Source organism: Pedobacter miscanthi, from assembly GCF_003315595.1.
Lineage (GTDB): Bacteria > Bacteroidota > Bacteroidia > Sphingobacteriales > Sphingobacteriaceae > Pedobacter > Pedobacter miscanthi.
This window is the reverse complement of the sequence record NZ_QNQU01000003.1, coordinates 302316-325217: the sequence shown is the minus strand read 5'-3', so window position 1 is coordinate 325217 and position 22902 is coordinate 302316. Positions and strand designations below refer to the sequence as shown.

Genomic DNA, 22902 nt, shown 5'->3' with positions numbered 1-22902 from the left:
TTATTAATCCTCTTCTTATCTAATCAGCGTTACTGTACCTTTTCTCAATGATGTTGTTCCATTATTGAAGGTAATTTCAACCATGTACACATAAACCCCGATCGGTTGATTTACCCCTTTGAAAGTTCCATCCCATCCGTTAGCTACGTTATCTGACTGGAATATCAATTGACCCCATTGAGTGTAAATACTCATTTTGGCGCTTGATATGGTATTGCCATAGACTAAGAATATATCATTTTTACCGTCGTTATTTGGTGTAAATGCATTTGGTATGTAAACCTGGTCTCCAAGCGGATTGGTTGCTTTACCGGTAACCGAACCATTTGCACTGATTTGGCAATCGAGCTGACCTTTAGCCCTTACCAAAATGCTTACACTTTGATCTGGTTTAAGGCCGGTTACCAGGTAACTTGTTCCGGTTGGTCCGTTTGTTGGGTTAATCCACGTTAATCCATTATCCAGCGATACTTCGTAAGCCGTAGCACCCGTAACCGCAGGCCACGCAAAGGTGATGCTGTTTGGTGTTGAGGTTTGTACCGTTACTGCTGGTCTGTCGAGTACAGGAAGTACAGTTACTGTAACAGCTGTTCTGGTTGGGCTTGCACAACCACCTACTGCCACTGCTTCTACATAGTAGATCGTTGTAGCGTTTAAGGCTGGTGTGGTAAAGGTTATGCCTTCTGCCAGTACCGGACCGTTAGAGCTTGCTGCATACCATCTGTATACCAATCCGGCTACCGGATTATTTACAGTTAATATGGTTGTGCTGCCTGCGCAAAGTGTTCCGTTTGCTGCTGTTACAGATGCTGGTGCAACCGGCACTGGTAATGCAATTACATTAACCGGTGTTCTTGATGTTGATGTACAGCTTCCATTTGCTCCTTCTACATAATATGTAGTATTTGCGGTAACAGCTGGTGTTGTAAAGTTTACTCCTGTTCCAACAGGTGCTCCACCTGCTGCATTACTATACCAGTTATAAATTACACCTGTTTGTGGATTGGTAACCGTTAATACTGCCGGGCTACCGGTACAAACACTAACCGATGATGAAGCTACCGTTGGTACTGTAGGTTTTGTATTTACAGTAACCGTTACTTTAACACGGCCACCGTTGTTGTTACAACCACCTGTACCGATGGCTAACACATAGTAATCAGTTGTAGCGGTAAGTGCAGTAACATTATAGGTTGTACCGGTAAACAAAAGGTTACCTGCTGCCGCTGCGTTGTACCATTCGTAAGTAACACCTGCCTGTGCATTGGTTACTGTTAGTGTTGCACCATCACCTGCACATATACCTCCGTTTGGAACAGATACAACAGGATTATTTGGTAAGGCATTAACTGTAATGGCTACCGCTCTTGCAGTTGCTGCAGAACTTTCGCACTTGTTATCACCTTTAACCGTTACGTAATAAGTCGTATTTGCGGTTAAAACCGGGGTAGTAAATACCGGACCTGTAAATACTACTGTATTTAAAGTAGCATCGCTGTACCAGGTAAATATCGGATTGGTTACCGTTGTGCTTGTTGCAGCAAGTGTTGCTGCTGTACTTGCACAAACTGAAGTTGATCCATTTACTGTGATATCTGTAGCAATGGCAACCGGATTAACCTTAATCGTTACGGTTGCAGCATTTGCAGGGGTGTTTTCACATTTATTTGTGCCTTTAACTGTTACGTAATAAGTTTTAGTAGCAGTTAATACAGGTGTGGTAAATGATGGGCCGGTAAAGGCGACACTTGTTAATGAAGCATCATTGTACCAGGTAAATACCGGGTTGGTTACTGTTGTTGAGCTCGCATTGATTACCGCAGTACCCGATCCGCATACCAATGCTGGTGTAGATAAAGTAATATCGGCTGCTGTTGCTACCGCATTTACATTAACGGTAACCACTTTAGCATTTGCAGCAGAACTTTCGCATCTGTTATCACCTTTTACTGTGAGGTAATACTTAGTTGTTGCAGTTAATACCGGTGTGTTAAATGTGGCACCTGTAAATACCGGAGTTGTTAAGGCAGCATCGCTGTACCAGGTAAATACCGGGTTGGTTACTGTTGTAGTGCTGGCAACTAAACTAGCTGATGAACCTGCGCAGATGTTTGCATCGGCCGCAGTAACATCGCTTGCCGAAGCAACAGGGTTAACCACAATGTTTACAGATTTAGCCGTTGCTGCACTGTTTTCGCATTTATTATCACCTTTTACTGTTACATAGTAAGTAGTGTTAGCGGTTAATGTTGGTGTTGTAAATACTGCGCCAACAAAAGCCACATTAGTTAAAGTTGCATTGGTGTACCAGGTAAATACCGGATTGGTAACCGTTGTGCTACTGGCTGTTAATACTGTAGCAGATCCTCCGCAAACATTTGTTGATCCGTTTACAATAATATCGCTCGCAACTGCTATAGGGTTAACCTTAATGGTTACTGCCACTGCATTTGCTGCTGAGTTTTCGCATTTGTTGCTGCCTTTAACGGTTACATAATAAGTTGTTGTAGTCGTTAATACCGGTGTGGTAAATATTGGGCCGGTAAAGGCTACACTTGTTAAAGAGGCATCGTTGTACCAGGTAAATACCGGGTTGGTTACTGTTGTCGAACTGGCATTGATTACCGCAGTACCCGATCCACATACCAGTGTTGGTGTAGATAAAGTAATATCGGCGGCAACTGCAGACTGATTAACGTTAACTGTTACCACTTTTGCGGTGATACCCGAGTTTTCACATTGGTTATCGCCTCTTACTGTAACATAGTATTTGGTTGTTGCAGTTAATACCGGGGTTACAAATGATGTACCTACATAAGCTACCGAAGTTAAAGCGGCATCGTTATACCAGGTAAATATTGGGTTAGTAACCGTTGTTGTACTGGCTACCAATGTAGTACCTGATCCTGAACAGATGGTTGCATCATTAGCAGTAATATCGGCAGCGGTTGAAACCGGTTTAACTGTTATGGTAATTACTTTTGCTGTACCTGGTGCGTTTTCACATTTATTATCACCTTTTACAGTTACATAATAAGTGGTAGTTGTATTAAGTACCGGGGTAGTAAATGTAGCACCAATGAAACTTACATTGGTTAAAGCTGCATCACTGTACCAGGTAAATACCGGGTTGGTTACTGTTGCAGATGTTGCACTTAATACTGCTGATGAACCTGCACAGGCTGTTGTACTGCCGTTAACAATAATATCGGTTGTAGTGGCTAAAGGATTAACCGTTACAGTTACTGCTTTGGCATCGGCCGCAGCATTTTCGCATTTGTTGGCGCCTTTAACACTTACATAATAAGTGGTAGTAGCGGTTAAACCGGTTACTGTAAAAGTTGGACCAGTAAATACCACACTGGTTAATGATGCATCGCTGTACCAGGTAAATACCGGTTGGGTTACCGTTGTACTCGATGCCATTAACATTACAGTAGAACCTGAACAGATCTGGGCATTGCTTACTGCAATATCAGCAGCGGTAGCAAAGTCCTTAACAGTTACAGTTACAACTTTAGCGTTGGCCGGTGTATTCTCACATTTATTATCACCCCTTACGGTTACATAATAAGTAGTGGTTGCATTAAGTGCAGGAGTAGTGAAACTGGCTCCGCTAAATGCTACCGTAGTTAAAGCTGCATCACTGTACCAGGTAAATACCGGGTTGATTACTGTTGTGGTTGAAGCAGACAGCGAAGCGGTAGAGCCTTTACAGATTGATGTAATGCCGTTGATGGCGATGTCAACATCAGTAGCTTTAGGATTAACCGTAATGGTTATCGATTTTGCTGTTGCTGCTGTGTTCTCACATTTGTTATCTCCTTTAACCGTTACATAATAAGTAGTGGTTGCACTAAGTGCCGGAGTAATAAAGCTGGCACCGGTAAATGCCACTGTTGTTAAAGCAGCATCGCTGTACCAGGTAAATACCGGATTGGTTACCGTTGTGCTGCTTGCAGTTAAAGTAACTGTTGAGCCACCACAAATTGTACTGGTTCCGGCAAGGTTAATATCAGTTGGACCCGCAACAGGATTTACCGTGATGGTAACCTCTTTTGCATTGCCAGCTGTATTGGCACATTTATTTGTTCCGCTAACGGTAACATAATATTTGGTGGTTGCCGTTATAGCCGGTGTAGTAAATACTGCACCTACAAAAGCTACCTGCGTTAAAGCAGCATCGCTGTACCAGGTAAACACCGGATTGGTTACCGTTGTGCTGGTTGCAGTAAGTACGGCTGTACCAGATGCACATAATGATGTAGTTCCGGTTACCGTTAAATCAGCAGGTAATGCCGATGGATTAACTGTGATTGAAATTTTAGTACGGGTTGAGCTTGAACAACCTGCGCCACTTAGTGCTTCTACATAATAATCGTAAGTGCCTGCTGCAAGTGATGCAGATGTTGTAAAGCTGCTGTTGTTGGTCACCAATAAGTTTCCGCCAACTGCTGCATCATACCAGTTATAGGTTAAGCCTGCAACTGCCTGTACACTTAAAGTAGCAGGAGTATTGATACAGGTTGTAGCCGGGTTGGTTGTTGATGGTATCGGTACAACCGGTGGAGGCAGAATAGTTACCACAACATTGGTTCCCGGAGTTTCGCAACCATTAGCTGTTGCGGTTACCGAATAAGTATAAGTACCAGCAGTTAAAGTTGGATCGGTTGTAAAAGTTGGTCCGTCTTTTCCTGCCTGATAAGTGGCACCCAGGTACCATTTGTACACTACGCCAGCCTGCGGGTTCTGCACGCTTAATGTTGCAGATGAACCCTGACATGCACTTGCTGTAGCTGCATTAACGGTTGGAGTTGTAATTACCCTTTGTGCATAATCCAGGTTAACAGATGTTAATGCGCCAAGCAGACCTGAGTTTAACCTCAATTCTACTCCATCGAATCTGATGGTTGGTACGAAAGTTAATATGGCCGATGTTCCGCCCGCTAATAGTTTTAGGCTGATTAACGGATTGGATACAGAAACTGCATCGTTATTGCTGGTTGTACCCTGGAAAGTTGTTACCGTTAAGTTAGGTAATACCGCTACCGAAAGCAATGTACCAGGAGTGGTAATTTTCACCCTTAAAGTATCGCCTACGTTCGATAATCCTGTAAAACCAAGCTGGTGATAAACAGATGCACCTAATAATCCTACCGGAATAACCAGGCTGGATCCTGTATTGATGTCGTTATCAACCGCAAAAGTAGGGTTATAAACGCCTGCCAATACTGCTACACCCGTTACACCGCTTGCCACTGTTGTTGTAGCGGCACCGCATGGTGTAACTACTGGGTTACCATTAGGAACAACCGTTACAGTTACCGTTGCCCTGCTGGTTGCAGTACATCCGCCGGCAACTGTTGCCTCTACATAATAGGTTGTAGTAGTGCTTAATTGTGGTGTTACATAAGTTTCACCTGTAAATACCGGAACAGTTCCGTTCGCAGTAGTGTACCAGTTAATGGTTGCGCCTGCTGTACTTGAAGTTGCTTTTAATACCGCAACAGAACCTTCACTGATGGTGATCGATGGAGGTGTAATTACCGGAACATCAATTGTTCCAAGTACAATTTTACCTTCTGTTCTGGCTGATGAAGCACCACAGCTGTTTACCGCTGCCACAAAATAACTTCTGTCGGCAGTAATTAACGGCGTGGTAAAGTTATCACCGGTAAACAATACGGTAGTTGAAGTTGCCGTGTCGTACCAGTTGTAAGTTGTACCTACAACCGGGTTTTTAACCTGGAAGGTAACCGATGTATTAGGGCAGGTATTAACCGATGCCGAAAGTAAATCAGGTGTTACCGGAGCCGGGTTTGTAGTTACATTTACTACTGTTTTGTAGCTTACACAACCTGTTGCAGAAACTGCTGCAACATAGAATTTGGTGTCGCCGGTTAAAGCCGGTGTGGTAAATATGATACCGTCTTTACCGCTTAGGTAAGTACCCGTTGCATCGTACCATCTGTAAGTTAAACCTGCTGATGGATTGCTAACCTGCAACTGCGCAGTAGAACCCACACAAGAGGTAACATTAGCAGCTGTTACTGTTGGAGCCACCAAAATACGTTGTGCGTAATTTAAGTTGATTGATGTTAAAGCACCCAACAAACCTGAGTTTAACCTTACCTCTATCCCGTCAAAAACATTTGTTGGAACAAAAGTGATTAAGGCCTGTGTATTGCCGCTTAACAACTGAATATTGATTAAGTTATCGTTTAATAAATGCGTATCGCCATTGCTGTTGCTTCCCACATAGGTGGTAATTGCAGCGTTGCCCAATAACGCAAGTGATAATAATTTTCCTGGCGATGATACCAGTACACGTACGGTATCGCCCACTTTAGACAATGATCCGAAACCAACCCTTTGATAAACCGAAGCACCTAGTGCGCCAACTGGCATTACCAATGATGATGCAGTTTGAGTATCGTTATCGATGGCCAGCGCAGGGTTAAATACACCTGATAATAAGGCTACACCATTTACACCGTTAACCTGTGTAGTTGCTGCCTCGCAAGGTACCGGATTTGGCGATCCGTTGCCATCAACTGTAATGGTAACCTGTACACGGCTGGCCGAAGTACAACCATTGGTAGAAACCGATTCTACATAATAGGTTGTGGTAGCCAATAATGGAGGTGTAACATACGTAGCACCAACATAAACCGGCGTAGTTGAAGTATTAGAAGTATACCAATTGAAAGTATTGGTTGGATCAGCAGAAGTTGCTGTTAAAATTGCGGTTTGACCTGCACTTACTGTTGATGAACTTGCAGTTACCACAGGTAATGCCGGACGTGGATTTACGGAAACCGCTGCGGCAGCACGTGCAGCACTTGTACAGTTACCCTGCGATGCTTCTACATAATAAGTAGTTGCAGCCGTTAAAGCCGGAGTTTGAAATACTGCACCGGTAAACACTAAGTTCCCAGCTGTTGCGGCATCGTACCATTTGTAAGTTACTGCCGGATCAGGATTAGCAACTGATAACGTTGCCGACGAGCCTTCACAAACATTGGCAATAGTTGCCAGTACCGGTGTAGGTAATGCCGGAGTAACGGTAACAGTTACCGGAACCCTGGTTACATTTGCGCAGGTACCTTTGCTTACCTGGATATAATAAGTGGTGGTAGCAGTTAAAGCTGGTGTAGTAAATGTTTCTCCAGCGGCCAGTTGTGTACCACCCGTAGGGGCATCAAACCAGGCCAAAGTAGTACCACCGTTTGCGGTTGCAGTTAAAGTTGCAGTACTGCCGGCACATATAGTCTGCGAGCCAGCTGTAACTGTTGGGTTAGGATAAATTACGGTTGCACCATAAACATCCAAGCTGGTTACTGCCGAAAGCAATGCACCGAAGCTTACCTGTACCCTATCGTAAGCACCGCCTGCTGCTACTGTTGCAGCGAAACGGTTACCCGAAAGTAACTGCAGATTTAATAATGCTGAGTTTAACTGAACTGTTCTAACAACCGTAGTACCGTTTAATACGTTTACAGTAACATTACCCAAAGCAGTTAAATCCAATAAACCACCTGGTAAGGCTAAATCCAAACGGATGCTATCGGTAGCTGATCCAGCTGAAGGGAAAATCAATTGTTGGTAACCCGAAGCACCCACACCTACCGAAAGTGAAATTCGGGTAAAGTTAGATGGATCGGCATCAGTAGAGTTGCCGGCACCGGTTACACCACACAATAAGCAGATTCCGGTGATACCAGAGTTTTGCGAATTTGCAGCGTTACAGGCCGTACCGCCATTATTGTTTAATACGGTTACAGTTACCGGCACCCGGCTTGCACTTTTACAGCCGTTTGCATTGGTTGTTTCTACATAATAAGTTGTGGTTGCATTAAGTACCGGAGTAGTAAATGAACTACCAGCACCTACCTGTGTACCACCTGTTGCAGCATCGTACCACTGAATGGTATTGCCTGCATCGGCGGTAGCCAATAAAGTAGTAGACTGACCAGCGTTAATTACCTGGCTGTTTGTGGTAACAGTTGCAGGGGTTGCCGGTGGATTAACTGAAACGTTTACGGCAGTTCTTGCACTTACTGCAGTTCCGGATACTGCCTCTACATAATAAACAGTTGGACCAGTTATCGCAGGTGTTACAAACACACCTGTATTATTGGTAGCCAGAGGTGTATTTCCGGTAGAAGCATACCAGTTATAAGTTACACCTGCCTGCAGGTTGCTTACGCTTAAACTAGCAGGGCTGCCAGCACATACTGTTGCTGCCGCAACAACTGGTGCATTAACCGTTACAGTTAAGCTATAAGCGGTTGTGGCTTTGTTTCCGTTTGCATCTGTTGCAGTTAAAGAAATAGTGAAAGTTCCACCTAACAATGGTGTTCCTGTAATTTCTCTTGTTGCGGTATTAAAGCTTAATCCCGGAGGAAGACCGCTTGCCAGATAAGTATATGGTGCTGTTCCGCCGGTTACCGCTGGTAAGGTTTGTGTTGGATATGGAGTACCTACAATACCATTAGGTAAAGTGGCACCTGGTAAAGTTAATACGCCGATTACTTTAAGCGCATAAGTGTTACTGGCTGTTCTGCCTTCGCTATCCGTAACGGTAACACCAATAGCATAATTTCCGGCCTGTGTAGGCGTACCCGAAATTTGTCTGGTAGCAGGATCAAAGGTTATGCCTGCCGGAAGGTTGGTTGCCACGTAAGTATACGGACCCACACCACCAGTTGCCTCAGGTAAAGTTTGGGCAGCATATACTGTTCCTTCTGTTCCATCAGGTAAAGTAGCTGCTGGCAACAATAAAGGATTAACAACTGTAATCGTATAGTTATTGGTTGCTGTTTTTCCATCAGCATCCGTAACTGTTACCGGTACCGTGAAAGTACCTGCCTGTGTAGGTGTTCCTTTAATTTCCCTTGTAGCCGGATCAAAGGTTAATCCCGGAGGAAGACCAGTTGCAGAATAAGTATAAGGTGTTGATCCACCGGTTGCAGAAGGAATAGTTTGTGTAGGATAAACTGTTCCAGTGGTTCCGTTAGCCAAAGTTGCTGCAGGTAAAACCAAAGGATCGGTTACTTTAAGCGTATAGTTAGCCGTAATGGTATTGCCATTGGCATCAGTTACCGTAACCGGTATAGTGTAGGTTCCAACTTGTGTTGGTGTACCTGTAATTTCTCTCGTTGCCGGGTTAAAGGTTAATCCCGGAGGAAGACCTGTAGCCGAATAAGTGTATGGACCTGTTCCGCCTGTTGCAGCCGGAATTCCATTTGTTGTATAAGGCGTGCCTGTTACACCATTTGGCAATGCACCAGGAGCTAAAGCCAATGCAGGTGTTACTGTTAAAGTAAAGGTTGCCGTTGCAGTACAGTTTTTCGTATCGGTTACCACCACATCGAAGGTTGCGTTACCTGTAGCAGTTGGTGTACCACTTACAAGGCCGCCTGGTGATAAAGTTAAGCCGGCAGGCAAGGTGCTGCCTGCAGCCAAAGCGTAGGTATAACCTGGTGTACCGCCTGTTGCTACCGGAAGTTGTTTGCTGTAGGCGGCTGCAATTGTAGCATTGGTTAATGTTGAGCCTGCAAACACAATTGCCGGATTAACGGTAATGGTTACCGGAACCCTTGTGGTATTAGAACAGCTACCTTTGCTTACCTGAACATAATAAGTTGTAGTTGTTGTTAAGGCTGGTGTAGTAAAGTTTGCACCGGTTCCAACCTGTGTTCCGCCTGTTGGGGCATCAAACCAGGCTAAGGTTGTACCTCCGTTTGCAGTTGCACTTAATGCTACCGAACCGCCGGAGCAAATTGATTGTGAACCTGAAATAAATGTTGGATTAGGATAAACAACAGTTGCACCATAAATATCAAGGCTGGTTAAAGCCGAAACCAATGCACCGAAACTTACCTGAACCCTATCGTATGCACCACCTGCCAAAACAGTTGCTGCAAAACGGTTACCGGATAAAAGTTGAAGGTTTAATAATCCACCGCCCAGTTGTACAGTTCTTACAACGGTAGTGCCATTTAATACGGTAATGGTTACGTTATTTAAAAGACCAACATCGGCTAAACCGGTTGGTAAGGCTAAATCTAAACGGATACTATCAGTAGCTACGCCAACTGAAGGGAATATTAATTGCTGATAACCCGTTGCAGTAACGCCTACAGCAAGTGAAATTCTGGTGAAGTTGCTTGTGTTTGCATCTGTTGAGTTACCTGCACCACTAACCGAGCACAATAAGCAGATACCGTTAATACCGGTGTTCTGACTATTAGCTGCATTACATGCAGTTGCACCACCACCGTTAATTACGGTTACAGTTACCGGAACGCGGCTTGCGCTTTTACATCCGTTGGTACTGGTGGTTTCTATATAATAAGTTTTGGTTGCAGTTAAAGCCGGGGTAGTAAACGAAGTTCCGGTTCCTACCTGTGTTCCTGCTGTTGGAGCATCAAACCAGGCAATGGTATTTCCTGCATCAGCAGTTGCATTTAAAGTAGTGCTTTGTCCGGAGTTGATGATCTGGTTGTTTGTGGTTACCGTAGCTAAAGTTGCAGGTGGGTTAACCGAAACGGTTACCGACGTTCTTGCACTTACTGCTGTTCCAGAAACAGCTTCAACATAAAATACGGTTGCCGAAGTAACCGCAGGGGTTACAAAAGTTCCGTTATTACCCGTTACTAAAGGTGTACTTCCTGTAGAAGCATACCAGTTATAGGTAACACCGGTTTGAAGATTACTAACCGTTAAAGTTGCTGTACTTCCGGTACATACTGTTGCCGAAGCCACAACCGGAGCATTTACAGTAACTGCCAATGCGTAAGTAGTAGTTGCTTTATTGTTGTTAGCATCTGTTGCCGTTACAGAAATAGTATAGTTACCACCCTGCGTAGGCGTACCGGTAATTTCTCTTGTAGTTGGGTTAAAGGTTAATCCCGGAGGAAGGCCGGTAGCCGCATAAGTATAAGGACCAACGCCACCTGTTACCGCAGGTAAAGTTTGTGGTAAATAAGATGTACCCACAATTCCATTAGGTAATGTTCTTGTAGGTAAAGTTAATGTACCATTTACTTTAACAGTATAAGTATTGCTGGCTGTTTTACCCTGACTATCGGTAACGGTAACACCAATACTATAATTACCTGCCTGAGTTGGCGTTCCGGTAATTTCTCTTGTAGTGGTATTAAATGATAATCCGGCAGGTAAACCCGTACCTACATAAGTATACGGACCAACACCACCTGTTGCAGCTGGTAAAGTTTGCGTAGCATACACTACTCCTTCAGTTCCATCAGGTAAAGTTGCCGCTGGTAAAACCAACGGGTTGTTGATGTTGATGGTATAATTGGTTGTTACCGTTTTTCCATCAGCATCGGTTACCGTAACCGGTACGGTATAAGTTCCGGCGGTGGTTGGTGTACCTGTAATGGCTTTGGTAGCCGGGTTAAAAGTTAAACCCGGAGGAAGACCAGTTGCCGAATAAGTATAAGGCGTGGTTCCACCCGTTGCAGATGGGATAATCTGCGTGGTATATACTGTTCCGGTTGTACCATCAGCCAAAGTAGCTGTAGGCAATACTAACGGATCAGTAATTTTTATAGTATAGTTTGAAACAAGGGTATTGCCATTTGCATCAACCACTGTAACCGGAATAGTATAAGTTCCGGGCTGGGTTGGTGTTCCGGTAATTTCTCTTGTAGTTGGGTTAAAGGTTAATCCCGGAGGAACGCCTGTTGCGCTGTAAGTATAAGGTCCGGTTCCACCTGTTGCAGCCGGAATGGTCTGCGTGGGGTAAACTGTGCCTGTAATACCATCAGGCAATGCTCCCGGGGTAAGTACCAAAGCAGCGGTTACCGTTAAATTATAGGTTGCGGTTGCTTTACATCCTTTAGCATCAGTTGCTACAACAGAAAAAGTGTAGGCATTGGCTACAGTTGGTGTTCCGGTAATTGCACCGGTTGAAGATAAAGTTAAACCTGCCGGTAATGTACTGCCTGCTGCTAAAGCATAAGTATAACCTGCCGTACCACCTGTAGCTACATCCAGTTGTTTAGAGTAGGCAAAACCAGGAGTGGCGTTGGTTAGGGTTGATCCGTTAAATATAATCTGAGGGTTAACTGTAATTACTACTGGTACCCTTGTAGATTCTGTTGTACAGCCAATTCGTCTGGCAGCAACATAATAGGTTTTATTGGCAGTTAATGCCGGTGTTGTAAAAGTACCGTTATAAGCAACAGTTTGTAATGCTGTTCCGCCTTCAATAGCATCGTACCAGATCAGTTCGTTGGTACTTGCGGTGGTAGCGGTTAAAGGTACTGTGCTGTTATAACAGGTAGCAATTGCATTGCTTGCCGGAGCCGTAAAAGTTGGTCTGGCCGCAGAGCGTGTAACACCATAAACATTAATCGTTTGTGTAGCATTTACAGTTAAAACCGAGCCCAATGTAACCTTAACACGGTCGTATACCACATTTGCTCCCGGAGAAAATGGTACCGTTACCGGCTGGCCGCTATTTAATAAACCTAGTAAATCTAAATTTAACAGCGAAGCTGCCGAAGTGGTGTATACCTGCGTACCACCATTATACGCTGTTACCGAAACGTTTTGGAGAAGTCCCAGTGTTAGCAATGCCTGCGTAGAACTAAACCTGAGGTTAATATCATCACCAGGATTTGATGGTGTTGTAAAATAGAAATTTTGGCTAACCGATGAAGCTACGCCAAGTACACCTAAACTTAATTGAGAAAAATTATTCGGATCTGCATCAATAGCCCTTTCGCTATTGGTTACGCCCGAACTGCCCAATTGCAGGGCATCGAGTGTAATGCCTGTACCTTCAAAACCTGTGGTAAATGCCTGTGCACAGGGATCGGTACCAGAAACATAATATGAATAATAAACTTTGGTACTATTGCTAACACCCAGTAAAACGGCATTGGTAACATCTTTAATGTACACCCTGTCGTAAGCCTGTGTTGGCGTTATCGCCAAGTAAAAGAAACCATTGGCATCTTTAACCAGTCTTAAATTATCTGATGAAAAGCCGTCTACACTGTTACCACCCAGTGGAGGAACTGCCGTAGCACCATTTCTGGCACCTACCTGGAAAGAGTGGTTCCCAAGAATCACCGTTCCGCCAACATTTGCCAGCAGGGTACCCAGGCTTCCGCCCAGTAGCCTGTTCAGGATATCACCATCAAAATCTATTCGGATATAAGAGGTGGTTCCGGCCGCAACTGATGCGGGATATTTGAGTTCCAGCTCACCGCTATAAGCGCCAATGCCAACTGCAACTCCACCATAAGAGTTTACCGAAGCAAACGTATTATCGTTTAAGGTTGCGTTGTTCGCATTATCGACCCTGCTTTGCGCAGATACGGTATTTGCAAAAATTTTAGTTTGCGCATACGATTTCGAGTGGAAGAGCGTTAATAGAATGATGAGTGCAATACAGGTATTGCGGAATATCCCATTTAGGGATGAAGGAGTACGGGTTTTCATCATGTCAGGCGTAATTTAGAAGACTTACTATGTGGTAATGCTGCTGTTAGGTAAATGTTTTTTCAAGGGCATTATATAATTATGACAAATCTATACCTAGATTAGCAACCTATCTTATCCATTGCTATTCATTTTCGTGCAATAGCTTTCATTCATTTTATTCATACAGAGCATTCTTGCTGAATAGATTTCCTCAATTGTGAAATTATGATGACATTAGCGCTAGTCATCCCATCAGTCAATTCATGAACGCTAACGATCTCCTTATCGAACTCAGGAAGTTTGTCCTTATAAAATCTGGTTTGAGAAACATCGACCCAGCCCATTGTAAGATCATTTCCGAATATGTATTCCAGGAAACGAAGAACTATGTAAGCGAAACAACCATTAAGCGCTTCTTCGGATTTGCAAATACGCTGCACAAATTTTCATTGTTCACCCTAAATAGCCTTTCACAGTATATTGGCTATAACGATTGGGATTCGTTCTGTAAAGACAAGGAAAACCAGACCACTTCCGTTCAGAGTGTATGGCAGGATTTAAAACTAAAAGCACATGCCATTACCGAAATTTCGTTAATTGCCAAAAAAAATAATTCAGGTGTTCCGTTTAGCGCCACAGCGAACAGAAGCTTTTTCTACCCCGATTTCGATTATTTTTTAAAAAACAATTACCAGTTTACCACGGTAAGTGCACAACCCGGGCAGGGTAAGTCTATTTTACTGGCACACATGGTAGAGTATTTTTTCTTTTCGGAAAATGCCCTGTACAAAAACGATATCGTGCTGATGATAAACTCTACCAGCATCAGCACCATTATACAGAATGGCAGTACATTAAAAGATTGGTTTTTAAAGGAATTCAAATTTGGCAGTTTAACCGAACTGATCAGTTTTTTTAAGAAAAATCCCGAAAAGCGCGAAGGCCGTTTCATCATTATTGTTGATGGCATTGACGAATTGCTTGCCAGAAGCAACCATTTTAAAACTTTTATAGATTTTTTATACAGCATAGAAGAAAATAATTTTGTTAAACTTATTTTCGGTTTAAGAACAAACAGCTGGATTAATTTACAGCCTGCTATTTACGGTTCTGCATCTTTAACTAAAGCCTGGTATACAGGCTTATTTTATGATGAAGATACACTAAGCAATGTACCGCCGCTAAATGCCGATGAGGTGCTTTACACCCTTAGCCACATCGAAAATAAGATTATCAACCGGGCAGATGTAAGCCCTCCCCTGCTGGCCCAGTTTAAAACACCATTTTGGTTACAGGTTTATTTCAAGCTCAAGGATGAGAACCACCATCTTGAGCTAAGTAATCCTTTGCTTTGTTACGAATTAATCAGCTATTTCTTAGAAAAGCGGGTATTCCTGGCAAAAAAGAGTACAGAAAAGATATTCCTCCTCAAAAAAATAAGCGATTGCATATCCGAAGGGAATAAAAAACTAAGGGTATCGAAAGAAAAGATATTGAGTTATATCAATTGTTATCCTGATGCTTACGAAGAATTACTGCATGCTGGTATTATTATCGAGGAAAAGAGGTTAAGCACTACCATACCTACTGAAATTGTACGCTTCTTAAGCGACGATATCTATACTTATTTTCTGTTTATACAGATTACCGATAAATTCGAATATAAACCCGGAAAATCATTTTTTGAATATATTTTAAACAGTTTTCCGGCACAAAATGCCCGCAGAGACCATATTTTAAACTGGTCTATCCGTTTCTGCATCAACAGGAACGAAATTGCGGCACTAAAAAACATTTTTAAACTTCCGTTTACCAACAGGGAGAAAAATACTGCTTTTGATTTTTTCTGTTATGTTTCCAAATTCGAACTTACCAAGCCAAATTCCAACTTTAATAAGTTAAGCATCGGTGTCGATTTTATCGATATTATGGCTTCGGGCCGCACGATGAGTACACTTTATAAGGAAACCATCAAAACCATTTCGGAAAATGTACTGAACGAGGATATACAGATCATGCTGCACGTAATAGAGTGTAACGTAAATCTGATCGATGTAGATAAAGTATCGCTGGCCAACACCATGCAATTGCTTAAAAGGAATTACAAACGTCTTGGCGAACTGTTTCCTATCAACCCTTATGATCTGATCCTGTATTTTTACAACAATATTGTAAACAAGCCTAACGAGAGCAAAACATTAGAAGATAAGATTATCAAACTTTGCCAGGATATAGACCGGAGCGGTCCGAAAAGGAACGATGAGATTACGGCAACTGAAATGTTATCCTACCGTCTGGTATTAATTACCCTGTTTTCACAAAAAAGTTATGCAGAGTGCCATCGTTTTATTATGGCTATTTTAAGTAAATATCCTAATATTTTTTACGTACGGCATTCCGTTTTTTCGCCGTTCCTGCTGTTGCACTTAGGTCAAACCTATATTAAACTTAACTACTTTAAAAAGGCACAACGCATTATGCAGTTTGTGGATAAGATTATCAGCAGCGAATATACTTACCACACTAATTTTATCCTGGCCAGTTTCAGTATTTTTAAAGCAAACTTTTATAATGCAACGAACAATTATGAACAGGCGCTGATAGAAGCCAATGCAGGTCTCCAAATTACCGGAAATAACGATTTTAAGATGTTCGAGATTTCGCTTCTGCTGAGTAAAATAGATACCCTAAAACATACCGAAGAATCGGAAGAGGTATCGAATGTGATTAAAGAACTGCTTAATTTCTTAACGGTACATAAACTTTCGATGCCGGATTATTCGAACCTGAGCGGTAGTGAGTTTGAACATACCTTTAAGATTTTAAAATCGTACCGCCGCCATCAGAATTTATAAAAAAAAGTCTTGCAGGTTATGCAAGACTTTTTTAGTTCATTAGTTCACTAGTCATTAGTTCATTGGGCTAATCGGTTAATTGTTCAATTGCAGGATTGTTTAATTGTTAACTGCAAATTGCCAACTGTAAACTGTAAACTGCCAACTGCTATTTAATCAGGTTATATAGTTCATCCAGTTTTGGAGAAAGCACAATCTCAATTCTTCTGTTTTTGCTTCTGCCATCAGCATTTGCATTGGTACCCAGAGGCTGGAATTCGCCTTTACCGGTGGCTGTCATCCTTACGCTCTCTACTTTTTCATTCTCAGTTAAATAACGTACTACGGATGTTGCCCTGAGCACACTTAAATCCCAGTTATCCTTGATCTGGCCTAAATTGTTTATTTTCTGGTTATCGGTATGTCCTTCAACAGCAATGTTAATTTCCGGCTGCTGTTTCAGTACGTTTGCCAATTGCGTTAAAGCCTGTTTTCCTTTTTCATCGATAATGATACTTCCTGAAGGGAATAAAAGTTTATCAGTTAAAGAAACATACACTTTACCGTTTTTAATTTCAACGGTTAAACCGCTTTTGGTAAAGCCCAGCAAAGCCTGCTGCAGTTTTTCTTTTAATGCATTGGTGGCTTCATCGCGTTTGCGTAAAACTTCTTCTACTTCCTTTAAACGTTTTTCCCGGGCGGCCAGATCGCCTGATAATTTGGTAATTTCGGTTGAGGAGTTGCTTTTAAGCTTTTTATAGTTTGCATCAACGGTATTGTAGCTGTTCTGCAGGTCGCGCAGTTCTTCGGCCATTAATGTGGTATCTTTTTTCAATTTAGCCACTTCTTTTTCAAGATTTTCGATTTTAATCAAACCTTCGTTAAAGGCTGTATAAAGCGAATCTTTCGTTCCCAATAAAGCCTTATACTTTTTGGGCGATAATACCACACAGGAAGTTAGTGAAGAAATAAAGAGGAGAAAGGCAAAGGCAAGAAAGGTATTTTTCATTGTTTTTATTTTCAGGGTTTAGTGTTAGGTTCGAGTATTAGGTATCAAGTATTTAGTAGCGAGTATTCAGTAGCAAGTATTAAGTAGCAAGTATTAAGAAAGTATTGCTTCGAAATTACTTTTTGGTTCTTAATTATTTATTGCAAATTGGTTATTGATTATTACTGCTCAATGGCGTTCCGTAAAAATGCAACTAAAGGTTGTACTGTTTTAAAAGAACTTATCAACTTATTAACGAGGTTTGGTTTTAAAAATTCTTCATCATCAATTTTTGTAATGGCTTCGAAGCTTTTCAACTTTAAAAATTCGATGTTAGGATCTGCGGGGTCATAACCTTTTGGGGCATTCTTTAATGCGTTATCAACACCCAGCTTAAAGTTTTTCTTAAAATCTTTTTCATTGATGATTTCTTTAAAATCGCCGATGTTATAATCAATTTCCTGCCGGATAAGTTTTAAATGTGGTGCTTCAGGCATCCAGTAACCACCTGCCAGAAAACCTTTGCCGGGTTGAATGTGTAGATAATAGCCCGGTTCATTGCCACCCTTGCTTTTGGCCGAAAACCAGATACCGAAGTTGTTTTTATAAGGGTCTTTGTTTTTACTGAAACGTACATCCCGGTAAATGCGCAACAGGCTCTTTCTAGGATCGGCCTCTGCCGAAAGTAACGGATCTATCTTGGCCAGCTCAGGAATTAAACTTGCAACAAGTTCAAGCACATCGGCCTTTGCAGCTTCGTATACATCTTTGTTTGCTGCAAACCATTCGCGATTATTGTTTTCGGCAACGTTTTTTATAAAGTTTAATGTTTCTTTTTTAAGCATACAGTTTTATGGTTAACTGGTTAAGCGGTTAATTGGTTAATCGTTGCAAAATGTTTATTGGTCATTCGTAATTTGTTATTTGTTCATTGGCGATTGCCTCATTCGTAATTTGTTTATTGGGAATTGCGAACAGCCAATTGGTTTATTCGTTCACTTGTCATTTGTTCATTGGTAACTGCAAATTGTGAACTGCAAATTGGTTAATTCACGCCAAACCAACAGTTAACCGATTTATACAATTTAAACAATTAACCAATATCACTTATCGTAATACGGCTTGTACTTTATATTCGGCGATAAAATATGAAGCAATATGATCCTCGAATACCGGTAATTAAAGGGGTACAGGATAAAACAGCCAGCAAAAATAACGATGAGGTAATGCCAGAAAGTAGCATCGGTAAGCGGTCCGAAAAACAAATAAGTAATGAAACTGGCCAGAAGCATTTCGATTACGTTCATGGCATAACTTACATACATGGCGGCATAAAAGTAACCGGGTTCAATCTCGATACGCTGTGCACAATGACCGCAGATTTCTTTGGTATGCTGAATGTTCCAGCCATACATGGTGCCGGTAAAAATAGATCCCCTACGGCAATGCGGGCATTTACAATGCACAATGGCATATAACTTTGAAGTTTGGCCCTGCACTCTTTTAATTTAAGTTAAAAGGTTCTTTCTTCATGTTGAGGTGGATATTCTTTTTACGGTATTTTTTGTACCAAACCACACCCACAATTACCGCCATTAAATAAGGTACAGATAACAGGTACAATACGCCAGTATTTAAACCTGCGGTTTGCGTATTGCCATTTTTAGCACCCTGCTCGGCGTTAATGCTACACATGGCACATTGTGCATTTACATTAGGACTTATAGCACAGGTAAATACCAGCACAAACAGGATAAAAATTGCTTTCTTCTTCATGGATTACAAATATAAGAATAAACGCATGGAGGGGTTTAAAAATTATGTCATAAAAAAACCTCACTTTTTAGGGTGAGGCTTTCCTATTTATGAGAGCTTGAATATTTCTCTAAATTACCCTGCCAAATTTTCTTTCACTACAAGGTGTTTCTTAAATAAAAAGAAAGCGATCCATAATACGGCATTGATGGCGACGAACAGATAGGCACCATTGAATGCCCACATCGTAATATTCAGGATAAAAAGCAGGCCAAACGAAACACTGACCCCTCCTGTTTTTTATAATGAAGCTGATAGTCATACAAGCCTAACAAAATCACGATCAATGCCAATATTATGTTAGCTCCCATCAAAACTGAGAAATGGGTTTTTCCCTGATCAATAAAAAGCAGATATGATTGGAAATAAAAATGAGATAGCTCATTATCTGAAAAATTATTGTTTTCATTAAAGAAGATCTGGGTTAGCAAAAATTTTAAGATAAAGATCTCCGCACAAGTGGCGGAGATCTTTACAGGATTGTGATAAGTTTAAAATACCGGAACCAGTTTTACAGTTCCTGCAGCATTATCATAATAACCATTAGGATAAGCAGTTGTGGCTGGCTTATAAGTTAAATCTTTAAACTTAATACCATCAATTTCAGATTCAGCATAAAAAGATACGCCGGTTTCTGTTGCCCTTACTGAATAAGTTGTAGTCATTGAAAGCAAACTATTAAACCAGCCAAATTCTAATTCGGTTTGACCTTTTGCAGTTTCAAATCGATATGAATTAGGACTATAGAAACGAGCATATGAAGTTTTGTAATTGGTAATTACCGTAGCTGAACCCGCTGGCATAGGTACCAATACAATACGATTGCCTCTTTTTCTGCCTTTTAAAATTACCGAGTCTGCTGTAGCTTTCATTACTAAGAACTCGATATCACCGCCTAAGCCAACATCATTATTAACTTGCTGAGAAATTGCACCAGGCGCTGCAAAAAAACCGAAAATCGAGTTATAAGTATCGAAAGTTAAAATTGGTCCGGCACCAGGGTAAACCTTATAAGTACTGGTTACATTACTTGATACATAATCAGCTTGTACATTGACATCGGCGTTTGATGTAAAGTTTACAAAAAGATTAGCACCACCATATTGTGCATTATCTCCTGGGAAATACTGCATAATCCAGCCGTTAGGCTTACTTTTCAGGATGGTTTGTGCATTGGCCACCGCGGCATTCAACCGTTCGGTTGGACTATCTTCAAATACCCGTTCTCTCTTTTTATCGCAAGCGGCAAAAAGAAAACATGGTATCAATAACAATAAATAATAATTTCTTTTCATAATATAATAACTTATAATGTTGTTTGATCGAAATTGACTAAGTTGGCTTTTCTGGCTATAATATTAGCCCTTAATAAATCCATATCAATATTCCAAACCGATAACATATAGTTTTTAACCGCTACGATTTTATTGTTGATAATGGTTCTGCCCGCAGCAGTACTACCTGTAACATTTAACATTGCATTAAACTGGGTTGCGGATAATGTAATGTAAAACGAGTAAAGTTCAGCGAAATCTTCTTTATCAGAACTGCTCGCATAAGGTGATATAAAACCTGCCGCAATTGCTGCTCCTGGTGTAGCCCAGTTTGAAACCCAAAGATCATCTACATAAGTGTTTCCAGAAATTGATCTGAAACTTGTAGGAAACTCTGTAGTTTGATTTAAAATGTGCTGAAATTCATGGTGAATGGTGTGAAAATAACTGTCTGTTAAAAAATCAGCGTTAGCACCTGTAGTAGCAGTTAATCTGTTTACTTCATAAAGTGTTATTTTCTTCGCACCTTCTGCTGTACCCAAAATTTTGGTACCATTATTTCTATAAGCGGCTTCTCCAATGTAATTAATCACTTTTGGAAAATACCTTTTAATAAATGCTTTGCTACCTGTGATGTCATCATAAGGTTCAAAGCCTAAATATTTAAATAATTTGGTTAATCGGATCGAGCTATTATAACTGGCAGGAAGCAAGTTATAGTTTTGATCAGATTCCTTATCTACAAACTTGTATAAAATATCGATGTTATAATTTAACACGTAATTATTGTAGATGTAATTATCTAATGGATTTTTCTCAATAGTCGAATCAACAAAAACACTGTTTGGATCCAACTTTTCTTTATTACAAGCAGTAATCATTAACGTGCTTGCAAATAGGACGGTATAAAATTTTACGAATTTCATGTTTATCTTGGATTAGGTGTTAAACCAGAACTTATTACATCTTGAGGCAATTGTAATGCCCTTCTATTATCTCTAACTACCAGGGTATTAGTACTAATAGGACCAACTGCACCGGCAACAATAGTACGTCTGGTGATTTCAATTCCGTAACGTTTTACATCAAACCAGCGTAAACCAGTGTGTAAAGTTTCTATCCTTTTATAGTACAATACTGCATGAAGCATATTTTCCTGCGTACCGGCTTCAATTGGGAATTCGGCATTAAATTTCTTTTTAGCCGTTGATACTGCCGCAGTTGAATACGCCATTCCGTTAGCCCAGTTATTAATAGAAGTTTCAGAAACAACCGGATTAGCAACTGTATAGGTATTGCTTACAAAAAGTTGCATATCGGCAACTGCTGCTGAATAATTTTTCAACATGATATTAGCTTCTGCTCTGGTAAGTATAGCCTCTTCTGCTGTGAATGATGCAAATACACCATGTCTGAAACCAAAACCTGCAACAGGATCTGTAATCTCAAACTGATAAGAATCGTGTGGCAATAAAACCTTATCTAAGTTTGCACCAGAATAAACATAGGTTCTGATCCTGTAACCAGGAGCCCCAGTGTAAGTACCATGTGGTGTTCTTAATGTTAAAACCGTTTCCCTGTCGGCAATATACCTGCCATGAGAATAGCGGCTACCATCATAATAAGGCCCAAATTGAATCCCAATATTAGAAGCAGGTGTATTGATTAAAAAATTAGCTTTAATAGAACTGGCATTGTACTCTCTTGAAGTATTTCCAAAATTTGCACTAAAAGTTGAAATATATGCCCAGTCTCTTAAGTAAGCAGAAGGTGCATTACTGAAAGAAGCAGTAGCATAGTCAATTGCTTTTTGCCAATCGCCTTTATACAGAAATAACCTTGCAGCAAAAGCATTTGCAGCCGACTTATTAAAATGGAATTTAGCTGCATTAGCACTTACGTAAGATGCATCATTAATTAATGGAAGGCCAGCCTCCAAATCTTTGATCATTAAATCGTATACCTCAGCAACTGTATTTCTAGTGTATTTAGGATTTAGGGTAGTTTCAGACTTGGTCATGTAAGTTACACCTAAATCGGTTGTTGATTTTGTAGGTGAATAATGCTGCGCAAAAATGTTCACCAATAAAAAGTGTCCGTATGCTCTTGCAACCAATGCTTCCCCCCTTTGTGCAGAAAGAGATGCGGGGTTACCTTGTTCTTCAATGGCTGCTAGTGCAGCATTGGCACTGGCAATAGCACTATAGCATGAACCCCATAAAACATCAATACCGTCATTGTTGGTTTCAGTTACGTCTTGCCAGTTAAATATCTGCGACGACATTCTGTCGCCATAAGGATTCGATTCTCCGTAATCGTCAACATTATCTGAAGACAATTCGGTTGCCAAAACGTACGAATTTTGTGGATAGGCAGAAACCAGCATTTTGGCAATCTTCTCAGTAGTATTTAATTCTGCTCTATTATCTGGTAATACATCCAGGTATTTCTTACATGAAGAAATACCTAAGCTTGTAATTACACCAATGGCTACAAATAAATATTTATTTTTCATCTTAAATGTCAT

At 41.1% G+C, this 22902-nt stretch carries 9 protein-coding genes; 1 reads left to right on the top strand and 8 read right to left on the bottom strand.

All coding sequences use genetic code 11. From position 1 onward, the window contains the following. Positions 1 to 15 precede the first annotated feature (15 nt). On the bottom strand, positions 16 to 13485 hold the full coding sequence (locus DRW42_RS05080) for an Ig-like domain-containing protein (RefSeq protein ID WP_113947743.1): 13470 nt from the start codon (positions 13483 to 13485) through the stop codon (positions 16 to 18). A gap of 299 nt (positions 13486 to 13784) precedes the next feature. Here DRW42_RS05080 and DRW42_RS05075 point away from each other — a divergent pair, with 299 nt between their 5' ends. Beyond that, on the top strand, positions 13785 to 16319 hold the full coding sequence (locus DRW42_RS05075; protein ID WP_147243665.1) for an NACHT domain-containing protein: 2535 nt from the start codon (positions 13785 to 13787) through the stop codon (positions 16317 to 16319). 148 nt (positions 16320 to 16467) lie between these two features. Here DRW42_RS05075 and DRW42_RS05070 read toward each other — a convergent pair whose 3' ends face one another. The 7 genes from DRW42_RS05070 to DRW42_RS05040 all read right to left on the bottom strand — a co-directional run bounded on the left by DRW42_RS05070 (position 16468) and on the right by DRW42_RS05040 (position 22890). After that, positions 16468 to 17307: an OmpA/MotB family protein gene (locus DRW42_RS05070; protein ID WP_113947741.1), complete on the bottom strand. Its 840-nt coding sequence runs from the start codon at positions 17305 to 17307 to the stop codon at positions 16468 to 16470. Positions 17308 to 17468: 161 nt separating this feature from the next. Then, a complete protein-coding gene (locus tag DRW42_RS05065) occupies positions 17469 to 18131 on the bottom strand; it encodes a DUF2461 domain-containing protein (protein ID WP_113947740.1) in 663 nt (220 codons plus the stop codon). Between the two features lie 258 nt (positions 18132 to 18389). Beyond that, a complete protein-coding gene (locus tag DRW42_RS05060; RefSeq protein ID WP_113947739.1) occupies positions 18390 to 18785 on the bottom strand; it encodes a DUF983 domain-containing protein in 396 nt (131 codons plus the stop codon). A 4-nt stretch (positions 18786 to 18789) separates the two neighbouring features. Further along, on the bottom strand, positions 18790 to 19062 hold the full coding sequence (locus DRW42_RS05055) for a hypothetical protein (RefSeq protein ID WP_113947738.1): 273 nt from the start codon (positions 19060 to 19062) through the stop codon (positions 18790 to 18792). Between the two features lie 530 nt (positions 19063 to 19592). Then, a complete protein-coding gene (locus DRW42_RS05050) occupies positions 19593 to 20396 on the bottom strand; it encodes a DUF4302 domain-containing protein (protein ID WP_113947737.1) in 804 nt (267 codons plus the stop codon). A gap of 11 nt (positions 20397 to 20407) precedes the next feature. Further along, positions 20408 to 21301, bottom strand: a complete 894-nt coding sequence (locus tag DRW42_RS05045) for a zinc-binding metallopeptidase (RefSeq protein ID WP_113947736.1) — start codon at positions 21299 to 21301, stop codon at positions 20408 to 20410. Positions 21302 to 21303: 2 nt separating this feature from the next. Next, positions 21304 to 22890: a RagB/SusD family nutrient uptake outer membrane protein gene (locus DRW42_RS05040; protein WP_113947735.1), complete on the bottom strand. Its 1587-nt coding sequence runs from the start codon at positions 22888 to 22890 to the stop codon at positions 21304 to 21306. Positions 22891 to 22902 lie beyond the last annotated feature (12 nt).